Raw genomic sequence first — 13,618 nt, 5'->3', positions numbered from 1 at the left:
ATGCTCACTGGTCCGGCGTCCGCTTGGGAGCGCCCGCGGGCGGCGCCGACTTCGGAGCGGCCGCAGGCGGAGTCGACTTCGGAGCGGTCGTGGGGGGGGCCGTGGGGGGGGCCAGCGGCGCCTGGAGCGCGGGCTCCTGGAGCGAAGGTGAGCCGGGCGCGCCTGCTGGACCGGCGCCCTCTGCTGGCGGCGCGGCGGGAGCCTGCCCTTCGTTGACGGGCGCCGGCGCGCTGCCCCGGAGCACCTTGTTCACGGCGGTGTCGTCCTCGATCCACATGAGCCGACCGCCGTCGCCGAAGGTGACACGGAAGTAGGCGAGCAGCCCCGCGCCGATCACCCCATCCAGATCGAGCTGGAGCTGCTTCTCGACCGCCTGGAGCGGCGCCCCGTACACGCCCGGGACCTTGGGGATCTCCAGCGCGCCCAGCCGCAGCATCGGCACGACGCCCTGCTTCAGCTTCTGCTCCGGATCCTGCTCGACCCGCTTCAACCCATCGGCCTCGAAGCCGGCCTTCTTCCAGCCTTCCTTGTCGAGCGCGATCGGGAACGTCATCGACGTGTCGATGAGCAGCGGCCCCTGCACCGACTTGTCGGGGCCGAGGCTGCTCCGCAGCACCATACCGCCGCCCTTGATGAACGCGACGTCGACGCGCGTCGCGTCGGGCGGCGCCGGCGGAGAGAAGCTGCGCACGACGAACTGCCAGCCGCTGTAATCGATGGTCGCGTTGAGGCGCCGGAGCAGGTTCACCCCGAGCAGCGCCTTGACCGGCGCGCCGATCTGCTTCGAGACGCCCGAGAGGTCCTGCGTGAGGGCGGGCACGTCGTTGATCTCGAGCTTCTTCCCGAAGCGGAGGGAGACCCAGCTCGGCTCCTTGCGCGTGCTGCTGTCGAGGACCACCTCGCCCGTGCCGGTCGACACCATGGCGAGCGCCGACTCGCCGTCGATCTCGAGCGGGACGACGAAGAACGGGGCCGCGGCGCTCACGTGCTGCATCTCGATCGCCGCGAGGAGCGCGCCCGAGACGGTGAACGGCGCGCGCCCCGCGCCGCGCCTCGCCAGCTTGGCGATCGACTTCGCCCACTCATCGACGACATCGGGATCGTCGAGCATCGCCTCGAGCTCGTCGGCGGCGGCGTCGAGATCGCCCTTGTACCAGAGCGCGCGCCCGCGGAGCCCCGCGGCCTCGGAGCCGGCGACGCCCTTGAGGAGGCGCAGCGCCTCGGCGTAGTCGAGCCGGGCCAGCGCGATGCGCCCCGCGAGAAGCCGGGCCTCGGTGTCGGTCGGCACGATCGTCAGCGCCCTCGAGACCGCATCGCGCGCGTTCTCGACGTCGGCGGACTGGAACTCCTGTCGAGCGCGGGCGAGCCATTTCTCGGCCGCCGGCGGGCGGGCGGACTCCGGGCCGATCATGCTCGAGCACGAGGCGAGGAAGGTCGCGGTCAGGAGGCCGCCGAGGCGGACAGCGAGGGAGCTTCTCGTCGGCGGGTTTCGGTTCGAATGGATTCGCACGTGGATCTCAGGCCCTTTGCGGCACACCGTCCGGCCCGAGCTCTCCCGGCGAAATCGGCTCGATCGCCAGGATGCGATCGGCCCGTAGCTCGCGACGGCTGCGCGACGGGAGCAGATAGCCGAGAACCCGGGGTGGGTCGAGGTCCGTTCGCACCCCCGTTACGCGCACGACGAGCTCCTCCGGCCCCCGGCGCGCCGGACGGTACCGCACGCGCACGGTGGCGGCATGCTCGGCCGCGCGCACCGCCGCTGCCACCAGCGCCGGGCGAGCGTGGCGCTCGCCGATCCGGACGTGCCACAGGTCGCGCGGCGTCCGCGGCGCGAGGACCTCCACGACCTTGCGGAACACGGAGCGCAGGGCATGGACGTCGTCTTCGGCGCGGTGAGCGCGCTCGCGGTGCACGCCGAGCTCCCTGCAGAGGGAAGCGAGGCTGTGGCTCGGCAGGGCGAAGGCCCGGCGGGAGAGGACGAGCGTGTCGAGGTAGTACGGGAGGCGCCTCGCCCTGCCCGCCCGCGCGAGCTCGGCCTCGAGGAACGCCACGTCCCATGCGGCCGCGTGCGCGATGAGCACCGCGCCCTCCGTGACCTGGTCGATGCGATCGCAGAGCTCGGCGAACGTGGGCGCGCCCGCGAGCTCCCGCGGATCGATGCCGTGCACGTGCGCGTTGCCGAACACGCCCGGCTCGGGCCGCACGAGCGACGTGATCGCGTCCTCGCACGCGTCCCCCCGCGTCCGCTCGGCGCAGACCTCGATCACGCGATCGCTCTCGGGGCGGAGGCCCGTCATCTCGAGATCGAGGAACACGAGCGGCGCGCTCTCGATCGGATCATCCCAGGGCGAGCCGGCGGGGGGCTCCGCGCCGGTCGCCCGCTCAGGCCCCACCCCTTCGCGCTGCTCCGTCATCCGACCTGCTTCCCCACCACGGCGGCTCGACCCAGGAGACGACCGTCCCTCGACATGGACGCGTCTTAGCGAATACGGCGCCCGATCGAAAGCGATCCGCGCGGAGCGTCGAGCGCGGCACGTCCGGCCCGTGACGTCCGGGCTCCGGCGTCATGGCCTCGCGCAGCCCGAGCGTCGACGGGGCGGGCGCTGGGGGGTTGGAGGCGATGCCCTGACGGCGCAGGGGCCGCGCCGCGCGGCAACGGCAGAGATCCAGCAGAAACGCTGCCGTGCAGCACTGGATGTTCACCGGAGCTTTCGTTGCTACACTGCCCAGCGTGCCGGACGGGGTAGCTACAGTCCCGGGGGGCTCTCCTCACGAGGAGCTCGATCTCGGCGACGGGTTTTCGGGGTTCCGCTACGAGCGTAGGACGACCGAGCCGCTCGATCTCCCGGTCCTCGTGGTGAACCGCTTCTTCCAACCTGTGCAGATCACGACGGCGCGTCGCGCGTTCCTGCTGCTCTTCGGCGGGGCCGCCCTCGCCGTCGACGAGGTCGGCGATCTCCACGATTTCTCGGCGTGGCGAAGCTTGCCGGTGCGCGACAAGGACGATGGCCTCCCCGTGGTCGGCGGCTCGCTCCGCGTGCCGCGCGTCCTCCACCTCCGCCGGTACGACCGCATGCGGCGCCCGACGATCCGGCTGACGCGGAAGAACGTGATGCTCCGCGACACGCACCAGTGCCAGTACTGTGCGCGCCGCCCGCCCGTTCGCGATCTCAACATCGACCACGTGCTCCCCCGGTCGCGCGGCGGCGAGGACACCTGGGAGAACCTCGTGACCGCGTGCCGCACGTGCAACCTCCGCAAGGGCTGGCGCACGCCGGACGAGGCGAGCATGCGGCTCATCCGCCAGCCTCTGCCGCCGCGGTGGTCGGCGACGATGCAGATCCTGATCGGCTTGCCGCATTCGTTCGACGAGTGGAGCCCCTTCCTCAGGGCTGGCTGACGGTTCCCCCGTGGGTCTCTCCTCGGCGCCGAAGGCAAGCGCTGACGAGCCGACCGTTCAGCTCCGAGCAGCCCCGGGCGCCGAGGTGGGCGCCGATCGGCTGATCGTTCACGGCGCCACGGTCACTCGCCCCTGCTCGTCGCAGTAGGCGATCGCTCGCCACCCCTCCTCGGTGCAGAGGAAGAAGTCGATGCAGCCGGTCCAGCACGCGGTATCCACGCAGGTCTCCGCGGCTGCCGCCGGGCAGTCCGGCTGCTGCAGGGCGGGCGTGCAGCCCGCGGCCTCACCGCTGCGATCGAGCGTCACGACCTCGCACGCGCCGGGGCCGCCACCCACGCCCGCGTCCCCGTCCTCGGCGGGCGCCTCGGGGGAATCGCAGCGCGCGACCTCCGTCCAGGCCCCCTCGAGGCAGTCGTAGAGCGCACGACACGCGGCATCGCCGCAGGTGCCCCCCCGGCCGACCGGACACCCTCCCTGCGGGATCTGGCCGCACAGCCGCGGCTCCGCGATGGGATCGCAGCCTGCCGCGGCGAGGACGGCGACGGCGGCGGCCGCGATGAAGCACAGCGGGATCTTCAAGACGGCCGTCGAGGAGAGCTCAGGTTGCCGGCGCGAGGCGAGAAAAACGCAAGGCGCCTCGCCTCCGCTCGGCCGAACCGTTTAGTATGCGCGCCATGCGTCCCTGCGCCACTGCCAGCGCCGTGTTCACCGGAGTCCTCCTCGCCGCGGCCCTGTTCGCGGCCTGCTCGAGCGGCACCGCGCCGCCGCCTTCACCGCCTGACAGCGCGTCGCTCAACGCTTCGCCTTCGCCGCCGCCTCCCTCGCAGCCGGCGTCCCCTGGCGCCGCGGACCCGGGCGCCACGGCCCCTGGCGCCGCGGACCCGGGCGCCACCGCGCCCGCGCAGCCGGACCGGCCTGCGAGCCGCAAGAAGGCCCCTGAGACCGTCGAGGACTGCAAGGTCATCGCCTCCGATATCACGAACGAGCCGCCGGACGGCGGGGTCGTGATGAACAACGCCACGACCTCGGCGGACGCGGGATCGAGCGATCGCCTGCAACCGCTCGTCGACGCGATCAAGGCGAGGCGCGACGGCTTCCGCTGCTGCTTCGATCTGTACGCCCGCAAGCACCAGGGCGCGCAGGGCAGGATCACGTGGCAGCTCAAGCTGAAGCCCGACGGGACCTTCGAGGAGGCGAGCATCGTGCGCGACAAGAGCGACGTGACCGCGCCGCAGGTCGAGTCCTGCATGGAGGAGCTCGCGAAGTCGATCACCTGGGCGCGCTCGCCGAGCGGCAAGGAGACCGTGCTGACCTACCCCTTCGACTTCAAGCGGCGCAACTACTAGCAGCGCGCCGCCGGCGAGGAGCACGTCAGTGTCGAGCGACGCTTCGGGGATCCTGCGCGGCTCGGGCCACCCCGGCCGCAACGCCTACGCCGAGCTGCTCCGCGACACGCGCGGCCTGAGGCGCGAGCAGCAGCAAGCGCGCGAGGCGTGGTTCGCGCGCCTCGCGGCCGACAAGAAGGACGAGACGCTCTTCGAGCTCGAGATCCTCCTGAAGGGCGTCGCCTGCTTCGCGAACCCGCGGAACCACCCGGGCGCCGCGCGGCGCCAGACGATCGTCAGCCACGATTTCCGCGAGCACCTCCAGCACGCCCGCGACGGCATGGCGCGCGTGGTCCAGCTGACGCGCACCATGCTCGGCGATCGCGATCGCGCGTTCGTCTTCCAGCGCTACCTGGAGACGGTGCTCCCGGAGGACACGGCGCGCACGCGCCTGCTCCACGCGACGATGGCGCAGGAGTCGCCGGAGTCGAGCCTCTTCGTGCTCCGGCACGGCTTCACGAACCTCATCGAGGTCGCGGGCGGGCTGCTCCGGCTGCCGAGGGTCAACTTCAGGCTCTTCTACGCCCACCTCGCGACGGCGATGCGCGAGATCGCCCAGAGCACGTTCTTCAACCCGCTCCACGCGCTCGAGTTTCGCCCGGAGTTCGATCGCATCCCGTCGACGCAGGTGCTCGAGCTGATCCACCGCGTGCCCGGCGAGCAGGCGCACCGGCTCGTGGCGCTCACGTTCCTCGCGCTGTTCAGGATGCTCAGGTACCTCCGCCTGCTCGATGCCATCGCGCTCGACCACTCGGATCACCGCGTGGCGGGGCGCGGGTACCTCGTGCTCGCGGTCCTGCGCAGCGACGCCCGCGCGCTCTCGAACTACCTCCGGCGCCGGGCGGGCGCGCTGCTCGCGGACAGCTTCGAGCGCGATCTCCTGCGCGTGCCCGCGAGCGACATCGTCGCGCGCCACGACGAGCTCGCCGCCGAGGGGCACCGCCTGCTCTCCACGAAGGCCGCGCTGACCGGGCTCGCCGCGAACCTGCGGCTCGAGATGCGCCGCGCCTTCGAGCACGACCTCCCGCCCGCGGACGCGCTGGTGAACGAGTCCGAGTACCGGGTCCGCCTCCGCGCCGTCTCGCACGGCCTCCGCCCCGCCCTGCAGAACGCGATCCTGTTCCTCGGCAGGTCGCTCGGCGCGAAGCTGGAGGAGGGCCGCGTCTTCGATGATCAGGCCGCGCGGCGCGCGACGAGCGATCGCCTCCGACGCGACGTGTGGATGTTCGCCCAGATCGCCCGTGCGTTCGCGAGCAAGGCGCGCAACACCGGCCCGGCGCCCGATCGGTGGACCGGCATCGCGAGCTTCGCGTTCGTGCGCGAGTTCCTCTCGTATTTCCGGGCGATGGGCTACCCGCTGCTCCGGGTGGGCGACTATCCCCACGTCGACGCGTTCGTCTCCGCGATGACGGCGCTCGAGGAGAGCGACCTCCTCGATCCGCAGCGGCTCGACGCCGCCATCCGCGAATGCGAGGCGTTCTTCGAGTTCCTGATGAAGCTGTTCGAGCAGATCTCGAAGCGCGAGGACCTCGCCGGCGTCCCGTTCGATCGCAAGGGCGCCGCGCGCGCTCTCCGGCTCTACCTCGGCGAGCGCACCTGAGCGCCCCTCGCGGGCCGCGCCGCCGTATCCTCGGCGCACCGAGGGCACGAGCGCCGCTTGCAGCTCCTGGAAGCCCCCCGCAGTCCGCCGTCACCGAGCGGGACAACCGCGCATCACGCGCTGCTCCGGCACCCCGACGAAGAGGGGCGGCGCGCCGCGCGTCGATGCCGGCCACCGCGGCCGCAGGCGGCGGCGCCGCTGCGAGGATGTCGTCCACCCGCGCGCGCCTCCGGCCTGGACCCGCGTGCCCGGATCTGCGGCGTCCTCACCCCCCGAGCGTCTTGTAAGACGGATTATTTCGTCACAACCGGCGGGCCGGCACGCTGCGCCTCGTTCTGTTGGAAGACCCGAGGCGCTCCCGTGTCGCCTTATTCCGACTCGTCGGACGGGCCGGTGCTCGCAGGAGCCGGAGCCGGCGTGCTCTTGCGCGCGCCGCGGGTGCTCGCGCCCTTGGCCGGCGCGCGCTTGGCGGCGGCGCGTCCTCGAGGAGCGGCCGCCTTCTTCGGCGCAGCCGCCCGCTTGCCGGCGGCCTTCGCCTTGCGCTTCGGAGCGGCCTTCTTCGCAGCCGGCTTCTTGGCGGCGGCGCGCTTCGGGGTCTTCTTGGCGGCGGCGCGCTTCGGGGCGGCCTTCTTCGCTGCCTTCCGCGCCGGCTTCTTCGCGACCTTCCCGGCCTTCGCGGCGGCCGGCTTCTTGGCCGACTTCGTCACCTTCTTCGCAGGCTTCTTCGCGGTCTTCTTAGCAGCCATTGGAAATCCTCCTGCATTCGCCCCGGCACGGCACGGCGGACATCGCCAAACGTCCTCTCCGCTACAGTTTCCTTACCGAGGCAACAGATGTTGCACGACGTATATTGCCACGCATGGTGATGGTCAAGGAAAATCTTGCAGGCCCTAAACCGATGTATCCCATGTGTTCCAGGCAAACTGGTCCGCAAGCGTTGCGAGGGTAAACGTCGGAGCAGGCCATGGTGAAGCAACCAGACCGAACCGTATGACTGATTTTTGTTGACAGTTGACGGGATGTCTGTCTTGGCGCTTTGCGCTCCTCCCCGGCGATCGTGCGCCTGCACGGCGCAGTAAACGGCGCCGGAGCGCTCATGGTCGCACGGAGCACCAGCGTTGCGCAGGCTCTAGAGAGCCTTGTGCGGCGCCATTCGCCTCGCTACGGTCGCGCCGCCTGCGCGGCGCCCCTCATGGCCGAGCGCCGCGCTGCTCTAGGCTGCTCTAGGAGGAAAGGTATGTTGGTTCGTCGCTCGACGTCGTGGTTGTTGCTTGGCGCAACGCTCCTTGCGGGCTCGGGGGCGCTCGGGTGCGGCTACTCGGAGGAGGAGATGCAGGCGAAGGTCCGCGAGATCGAGGGCCTGAAGACCCAGCTGAGCGCCGAGCAGGCGCAGAACAAGAAGGCCAAGAGCGAGCTCGACGAGGCGGCCGCCCGCATCGAGCAGCTCAAGTCCCAGCTCAAGACGGCAGGCGTGGACATCTCCAACCTGAACGCGAACCTCGAGCAGCAGGCGCGCGCGCTCGAGGACTTCCGCCGCCGTGCCCAGCAGCTCGAGGACATCAAGAAGCGCTTTGAGGTCCTGCGGGACAAGCTCCAGGCCCTCACGAAGCTGGGGCTCAGCGTGACCGTCCGCAACAACCGGATGGTCATCCAGCTACCCGGCGATGTCCTCTTCGACTCGGGACGGGAGACGCTCAAGAAGGAGGGGCAGGAGATCCTCATCAAGGTGGCCGAGGTCATCCGCAACGACTCCGGCCTGTCGGCGCGCTCCTTCCAGGTCGCCGGGCACACGGACAACGCGCCGCTGGCCGGCGGCCGCTTCAAGGACAACTGGGGGCTCAGCGTGATGCGCGCCCGCGAGGTGCTGGCGTTCCTGCTCCAGCCCGAGGACAAGGGCGGCGGCGGCCTCAAGCCCGAGCGGTGGAGCGCCTCCGGCTACGGCGACACCGATCCGGTGAAGCCCAACGACACCCCGGAGAACAAGCAAGCCAACCGGCGCTGCGAGCTCGTGGTGCTGCCGAACGTCGAGGAGATGCTCGACCTGAAGACGCTCACCCAGTAAGGCTCGGGGCATGAGCGTCGCGGCCATCGACATCGGCACGAACTCGGTCCTCCTGCTCATCGCCGAGCGCCGCGGGGGTGAGCTCGTCGCGCTCGTCGAGCGCGCGACCATCACCCGGCTCGGCCAGGGGGTCGACGCGGCGCGCGCGCTCGCCCCCGAGGCCGTGGAGCGCACGCTCGCCTGCCTCGCCCGCTACGGGGAGGAGCTCCGGTCCCGCGGCGTCGAGCGCGTGGACGCCGTCGGGACCAGCGCGATGCGCGACGCCGCCGGCGGCGAGGCGTTCATCGCCCGCGCCCGCGAGCTCATCGGCGTCGCCCCGCGCGTGATCTCCGGGCCGGAGGAGGCGGAGCTCACCTACGCCGGCGCGCTGACGGGGCTCGACCTGCCGGCCCGCGGTCCGACGATCGTGTTCGACGTGGGCGGCGGCAGCACGGAGATCATCGTCGGCAGCGCGCGCGGCGCGGTGGAGCAGGCGGTGAGCCTCGACGTGGGGAGCGTCCGCTTGACCGAGCGTCACGTCCGCACGGACCCGCCGGCCGCCGCGGATCTCGAGGCCGTCCGCGCCGACGCTCGTGCGGCGCTGGCGACGGTTCCAGCCGTGCCCCTGCTCGCCGCGCCCACCCTGGTCGGCGTCGCGGGCACGGTGACGACCCTCGCCGCGCTCGTGCGCGACGTGGCCCCCTACGACGGCGCGCGCGTGCATGGCGCGCGGGTATCCGGGGCAGAGATCGTGGGCGCCACGTCCCGCCTCGCTTCCCTGCCGCTCGCCGCGCGCAGGCAGCTGCCCGCCCTGGATCCAGCGCGCGCGGACGTCATCGTGGCGGGCAGCGTGCTCATCGAGGAGATCCTCGCGTGGGCCTCGAGGCTCGCCGGAGCTCCTGTCGATCTCGTCGCTTCGGATCGCGGCGTCCGCTGGGGGCTCGCCGAACGGCTCAGCCCCGTCTGAGTACGCCGGTTCGTTTGAAGGCAGGACGGACGAAATGCGCGAGGTCCGTCGCGTCCGTCACATTTTCGAGTCATCCCACCCAGGTCCGGTCCGCCACCTCTCCCGGAGAGGCCCGCTCTGCCCTAAACTAGGCGGGTGAGCCGGCGCGCACCCACGCCGATGCCTCCATCGGTACACATTGTAACCCCGCCCGACCCCGAGGAAAAACCAGAGTGATCACGCCACGATGGCTCAACCACGGGGAATTTCGTTGACGTATCTCGGCCGGCTCACTAGAGTGCGCGCGCCTGGCGCAAACCGGCCCTTTTCCAAGAGGGCCGTTCCCCCAACTTCAATCCCTTCCGCCCGCAACCGTCCGCTTCAACCGCCGCTTCTCAAGATTCCGCCGTGCACGCCAGAGCACCGAGCTCTCGCGGGTCATGGCGGGTGCTCGCGTTTCTGCTTCTCGCACAGCGGTCTCGAGCAGCGGCTCATGGTTCTTTTCTCGGAATTTTTCTCGGAATGCGTGACGGTGTGTGTCGGTTCTGCGGGTCCAGGTTCAACCGCATGTGCAACGTACGCCCCTCGAAGGGATTTCGGGAGGCAGACGAAAAACTAAAAGGACGGCGGGGTGGAAGGCAAAGGAGACGATATGCAGGCTCGTTCGGAGATCCAGTTCAAGGTGGGCGACAAAGCCGTCTACCCGGCCCAAGGCGTGGCCGAGGTGGTCAACATCGAGGAGAAGGACATCGCTGGCAACCGTCAGCGATTCTATGTTCTCCGCATCTTGGACACGGATCGAAAGATCATGGTTCCAGTCAGCAACGCGAGCGCGGTCGGCCTTCGCCAGGTCATCTCTGAACAGGAAATCCGGGAAATTTTCGACATCCTCCGCGAGCGTACCATCGCGTTCGACAACCAGACCTGGAACCGTCGGTACCGCGGCTTCATGGACAAGATCAAGACGGGTTCTATCTACGACGTCGCCGAGGTGCTCCGCGACCTCTATCGCTTGAAGACGGACAAGCAGCTCTCGTTCGGTGAGCGCCGCATGCTCGACACCGCCCGGACGCTGATCGTGAAGGAGATCGCGATCGCCCGAGGTCAGACGGAAGAGCAGGTGAAGACCGAGATCGAGGCGATCTTTCTCGCCAACTAAGGCGTTACCTCATGGTTAGCGGCCCTGCGGCCGCTGCCGATGGAGGCCGGCACTGCCGGCCTCCGGGCTTTTGTGGACAGCAAATTCCACGCACCGTCGGCTCGAGCGCGTTTCAGAGATCGCTGCCCGGTCGCTTCTGCACGGGAGGGAGCGGGGGCAGCGCCACATCGACGCGCCACCCCGCGTCCTCGTAGACGCAGGGCACCTGGACGCGCTCTCCCGGGAGCAGGCCGGCGACGTCCACGAGGGCGTGGGCGCCGGCGATCTGGGCGGTGTAGCGCTGCGGCTCGAAGCGCAAGAGGAAGCGGGACGGCGTGATCATCGCCTCGGGCGCGATCGCCTTACCGGTCGCGGCGCTGTAGCGCTGCGCGCGCGACGCGAGGTTGTCCCGAGCGCGGCGCGACAGGAGCTCGAAGGCGGCCTTGGCGTCAGCCGGATCGCCGTGCAGCTGGCGCAGACGAGCGACCAGCTCCCGCACGGCGCCGTCGGGCGTGCCGCTCGGAGGCCGCCTGCTGCATCCCGCGGAGGCGAGCGCCGCGACCGAGAGCGCGACCGCCATGCCGACGCGGACGAGGCGCGCGGCCGGCCGTCGGGCGTCATGTCGCGCGGGTTGCCGGTGCATGACCATGCCGCCCTCTCCTTAGAACGACGCGTCGCCGACGTCCACGGCGCGTAGCCGCCGGGTCCGGGGTGACGGCGCAGCGGATGGCGCTGTTCCTCGCCGGTGCCGCGGCGTCACCCCGGCGCGGCACCGGCGAGCGCGCCCACCTGGCGGAGCGCTTCGTACAGGACGATGGACACCGCGTTGGCGAGGTTGAGGGAGCGCACGGGACCCAGCGTGGGAATGCCGAAGACATCGTCCGGCATCCGGGCGAGGAGCTCGGGGTCGAGACCGACGCTCTCCTTGCCAAAGACCAGCGCGTCGCCTGGCCGGAAGTCCGCGTCGAGGTAGCTCCGCGAAGCCACCGCGCTGAAGAGGCGCAGCCGAGCGTTCGGGTGATGGTGGCGAAAGTGGGCGATGTCGAGCTGCTGCTCGAGCGTGACCAGGTGCCAGTAGTCAAGCCCCGCGCGGCGGACGCTCCGCTCGTCGATGCGGAACCCCAACCTCCCGAGCAAATGCAAGGGGCTCTGCGTCGCAGCCGCGAGCCGCGCGATGTTGCCTGTGTTCTGGGGGATCTCCGGCTCCACCAGCACGATCCGGAACGGCGGATCGAGCGGCGCCGCACGGAGCCGGGGGCGACCATCGTTGAGCACGCCCTCTCTTTCCGCGACACGACCGCGCGCCGCAACCCCCGAGCGAGGGCTCGCGCGCGTGGCCTGGCTCGCCAGCGCCGCCTCGACGGATAGCCGGCCCACGCGGTCGCGCGGAAAACGCGAACCGAACGGACGGAGGCCCCTCTGTTCGCTTGACGGCTGTACGAGCGGACACGTAGCCTCCCGCCTCGGAGACACGGAATGCGCGCATCGTGCTGGATCGCTTCGGCTATTGCCCTCGCAGGAGTGGCGTCGTCCTCGCTCGCGGCCGCCGACGCCATGGATCCGGCGCTCGCGCGGCTCGTGCGCGACCCGGAGCCGAGCGTCGGCGGAGCCGTGCCCTGCCGCATCACAGGGCCGAAGAATGGCCTCTACTACAACCCCGCCTCCCGTTATCAGCGCTGCCTGACCGACGACGCTGCGTTCGCCAAGCTCATCGCGCAGTACGGCTTCGCGGTGGCGCCGTCGGCGATGCACTCGGCGCGGACCACGGGCTACGGCGGGTTCGAGATCGGCATCGAGGCCAACTACACGAAGATTGACAGCGACGCCGACTACTGGAAGCAGGGCACGCAGGGACCTCAGGATCCGACGAGCAAGAACTTCTCCATCGAGAACCGGAGCCCGGACTCCTTCCTGCAGCACTACGGCCTCAAGGTCCGCAAGGGCTTTCCGTTCGGGTTCGAGCTCACCGGCGCCGTCGGGTTCCTCGCCAACACCAGCCTCGTCAGCGCGGGCGCCGACGTGCGCTGGTCGCTGTTCGAGGGGTTCCGCCGAGGGCTCCCCGCGATCCTCCCGGAGCTCGCCGTCGGCGGCAGCGTCCGGACTATCACCGGGACCGAGGAGTTCCAGCTGACCGTGGCCGGCGCCGACGCAGAGATCTCGAAGCCCCTGCCGATCGGCGGCACCGTCGTGATCACCCCCTACGTCGGCTACCAGTGGCTCCGGATCTTCGGAGACTCGGGGCTCATCGATCTCACCCCGAACACCGACGCCGTGAACTTCTGCAACTTCCGAGGGGTGAACTCGCCCGCCAACCCCGTGCAGGGGCAGGACGGCAAGCCGCTCCCCCACGACGGCCAGCCGGTGTGCGACGGCGGCTCCCAGGCCGACTTCAACAACACCGTGGTGTTCGACGCCGTGCGCATGAACCGCCACCGGCTGCATTTCGGCGCGCAGCTGCGGTTCCAGATGGTCAAGCTCGGCGCGCACTTCATCACCGACATCGTGAGCCCCGAGGACGCGAACCAGGGCGCGGCGAACGAGATCGACGGCGAGAACAAGTTCGCCGGGCTCGGGTCGCAGTGGACCCTCGGGATCGATCTCGGCGCGATGTTCTGAGGCGCGCTGCGCCGGGGACGCTCGCCACGGGCCCCGGCGCAGACCTGCTTCGAGCGGACGCGGCTCGCTCGAGGCGCGCGCGGCCTCAGCGCTTCGAGCTCAGATCGGGCAGCGCGTAGCCGAGCTCGGCGAGGAGCGCACGGAATGCGCGGTCCTCGTTCCGCGCCACGGTGAGGTGCTCCATGAACTTCTTGAAGTTGCCCTGAGCCGCCGCGTCGGCGGCGCGCTCGCTGTTCTCGAGCACGAGCAGGAGGTGCGGGTGCGCCTTGGCGACGGAGCCAGGGCACTCCATCTTGCTCGCCACCCGCGCGCGCGCTTCCGCGAGCGCATGCACCACCATGACGAGCTCCTTGTCATGGGTCCGCGGCAGGAGCATGTCGCCCTCCCTGCGCGCCTCTTCGAGCAGCAGGCTCGCCCTGTCCAGGTAGCTCCCGGCCCAGGCCGGCAGCGCGACGAAGAGCGAGCAGAGCGCAAAGCTGAAAGCAAGCATCA

14 protein-coding genes are annotated in these 13,618 nt (G+C 70.5%); 7 read left to right on the top strand and 7 right to left on the bottom strand.

Annotated elements, in window-relative coordinates:
• Positions 1-4: 4 nt before the first annotated feature.
• Together WMF19_RS09805 and WMF19_RS09800 are read right to left on the bottom strand one after the other, a co-directional pair.
• Positions 5-1,510 (bottom strand): tetratricopeptide repeat protein, encoded by a 1,506-nt coding sequence (locus WMF19_RS09805; RefSeq protein ID WP_437898836.1) that lies wholly within the window; start codon positions 1,508-1,510, stop codon positions 5-7.
• A 7-nt stretch (positions 1,511-1,517) separates the two neighbouring features.
• Entirely contained in the window at positions 1,518-2,414 is an 897-nt protein-coding gene (locus WMF19_RS09800) for a 3'-5' exonuclease (RefSeq protein ID WP_437328477.1), read from the bottom strand.
• Positions 2,415-2,731: 317 nt separating this feature from the next.
• Here WMF19_RS09800 and WMF19_RS09795 point away from each other — a divergent pair, with 317 nt between their 5' ends.
• Positions 2,732-3,400, top strand: coding sequence for an HNH endonuclease (locus WMF19_RS09795; RefSeq protein ID WP_437800362.1), 669 nt, complete (start codon positions 2,732-2,734; stop codon positions 3,398-3,400).
• 108 nt (positions 3,401-3,508) lie between these two features.
• Here the strand turns inward: WMF19_RS09795 and WMF19_RS09790 are convergent, their stop codons facing one another.
• Positions 3,509-3,979 carry a hypothetical protein gene (locus tag WMF19_RS09790; RefSeq protein WP_437898835.1) on the bottom strand — a complete coding sequence of 157 codons (471 nt, stop codon included), beginning with the start codon at positions 3,977-3,979 and terminating at the stop codon, positions 3,509-3,511.
• A gap of 95 nt (positions 3,980-4,074) precedes the next feature.
• Between WMF19_RS09790 and WMF19_RS09785 the strand changes: the two genes are divergently transcribed.
• Both WMF19_RS09785 and WMF19_RS09780 read left to right on the top strand, forming a co-directional pair.
• Complete coding sequence (locus WMF19_RS09785) at positions 4,075-4,746, top strand: AgmX/PglI C-terminal domain-containing protein (protein WP_437898834.1); 672 nt, start codon at positions 4,075-4,077, stop codon at positions 4,744-4,746.
• A 28-nt stretch (positions 4,747-4,774) separates the two neighbouring features.
• A complete protein-coding gene (locus WMF19_RS09780) occupies positions 4,775-6,385 on the top strand; it encodes a hypothetical protein (protein ID WP_437898833.1) in 1,611 nt (536 codons plus the stop codon).
• A 368-nt stretch (positions 6,386-6,753) separates the two neighbouring features.
• Here the strand turns inward: WMF19_RS09780 and WMF19_RS09775 are convergent, their stop codons facing one another.
• Positions 6,754-7,131, bottom strand: a complete 378-nt coding sequence (locus WMF19_RS09775; RefSeq protein ID WP_012234342.1) for a hypothetical protein — start codon at positions 7,129-7,131, stop codon at positions 6,754-6,756.
• Positions 7,132-7,622: 491 nt separating this feature from the next.
• Here WMF19_RS09775 and WMF19_RS09770 point away from each other — a divergent pair, with 491 nt between their 5' ends.
• The 3 genes from WMF19_RS09770 (at position 7,623) to WMF19_RS09760 (ending at position 10,531) form a co-directional block, all read left to right on the top strand.
• Positions 7,623-8,447, top strand: a complete 825-nt coding sequence (locus WMF19_RS09770; protein WP_272101387.1) for an OmpA/MotB family protein — start codon at positions 7,623-7,625, stop codon at positions 8,445-8,447.
• A 10-nt stretch (positions 8,448-8,457) separates the two neighbouring features.
• Positions 8,458-9,393: a Ppx/GppA phosphatase family protein gene (locus tag WMF19_RS09765; protein ID WP_437898832.1), complete on the top strand. Its 936-nt coding sequence runs from the start codon at positions 8,458-8,460 to the stop codon at positions 9,391-9,393.
• Positions 9,394-10,024: 631 nt separating this feature from the next.
• Entirely contained in the window at positions 10,025-10,531 is a 507-nt protein-coding gene (locus WMF19_RS09760; protein WP_012234339.1) for a CarD family transcriptional regulator, read from the top strand.
• A 112-nt stretch (positions 10,532-10,643) separates the two neighbouring features.
• Here the strand turns inward: WMF19_RS09760 and WMF19_RS09755 are convergent, their stop codons facing one another.
• Complete coding sequence (locus WMF19_RS09755) at positions 10,644-11,153, bottom strand: hypothetical protein (RefSeq protein ID WP_437898831.1); 510 nt, start codon at positions 11,151-11,153, stop codon at positions 10,644-10,646.
• 113 nt (positions 11,154-11,266) lie between these two features.
• Positions 11,267-11,785, bottom strand: coding sequence for a tRNA (cytidine(34)-2'-O)-methyltransferase (locus WMF19_RS09750; RefSeq protein WP_272101384.1), 519 nt, complete (start codon positions 11,783-11,785; stop codon positions 11,267-11,269).
• 246 nt (positions 11,786-12,031) lie between these two features.
• Here WMF19_RS09750 and WMF19_RS09745 point away from each other — a divergent pair, with 246 nt between their 5' ends.
• On the top strand, positions 12,032-13,126 hold the full coding sequence (locus tag WMF19_RS09745; protein ID WP_437898830.1) for a hypothetical protein: 1,095 nt from the start codon (positions 12,032-12,034) through the stop codon (positions 13,124-13,126).
• 85 nt (positions 13,127-13,211) lie between these two features.
• Here the strand turns inward: WMF19_RS09745 and WMF19_RS09740 are convergent, their stop codons facing one another.
• Positions 13,212-13,616 (bottom strand): hypothetical protein, encoded by a 405-nt coding sequence (locus tag WMF19_RS09740; protein ID WP_437898829.1) that lies wholly within the window; start codon positions 13,614-13,616, stop codon positions 13,212-13,214.
• Positions 13,617-13,618 lie beyond the last annotated feature (2 nt).

This window comes from Sorangium sp. So ce124, assembly GCF_051525235.1.
In the GTDB taxonomy this organism is placed as follows: Bacteria; Myxococcota_A; Polyangia; order Polyangiales; family Polyangiaceae; genus Sorangium; species Sorangium atrum.
This window is presented reverse-complemented; position numbering and strand designations above follow the sequence as displayed.

Coding starts and splice junctions, on each gene's coding strand:
- WMF19_RS09800 (WP_437328477.1), bottom strand. CDS start 2,414: ATGACGGAGCAGCGCGAAGGGGTGGGGCCTGAGCGGGCGACCGGCGCG.
- WMF19_RS09785 (WP_437898834.1), top strand. CDS start 4,075: ATGCGTCCCTGCGCCACTGCCAGCGCCGTGTTCACCGGAGTCCTCCTC.
- WMF19_RS09775 (WP_012234342.1), bottom strand. CDS start 7,131: ATGGCTGCTAAGAAGACCGCGAAGAAGCCTGCGAAGAAGGTGACGAAG.
- WMF19_RS09770 (WP_272101387.1), top strand. CDS start 7,623: ATGTTGGTTCGTCGCTCGACGTCGTGGTTGTTGCTTGGCGCAACGCTC.
- WMF19_RS09765 (WP_437898832.1), top strand. CDS start 8,458: ATGAGCGTCGCGGCCATCGACATCGGCACGAACTCGGTCCTCCTGCTC.
- WMF19_RS09760 (WP_012234339.1), top strand. CDS start 10,025: ATGCAGGCTCGTTCGGAGATCCAGTTCAAGGTGGGCGACAAAGCCGTC.
- WMF19_RS09755 (WP_437898831.1), bottom strand. CDS start 11,153: ATGCACCGGCAACCCGCGCGACATGACGCCCGACGGCCGGCCGCGCGC.
- WMF19_RS09740 (WP_437898829.1), bottom strand. CDS start 13,616: ATGCTTGCTTTCAGCTTTGCGCTCTGCTCGCTCTTCGTCGCGCTGCCG.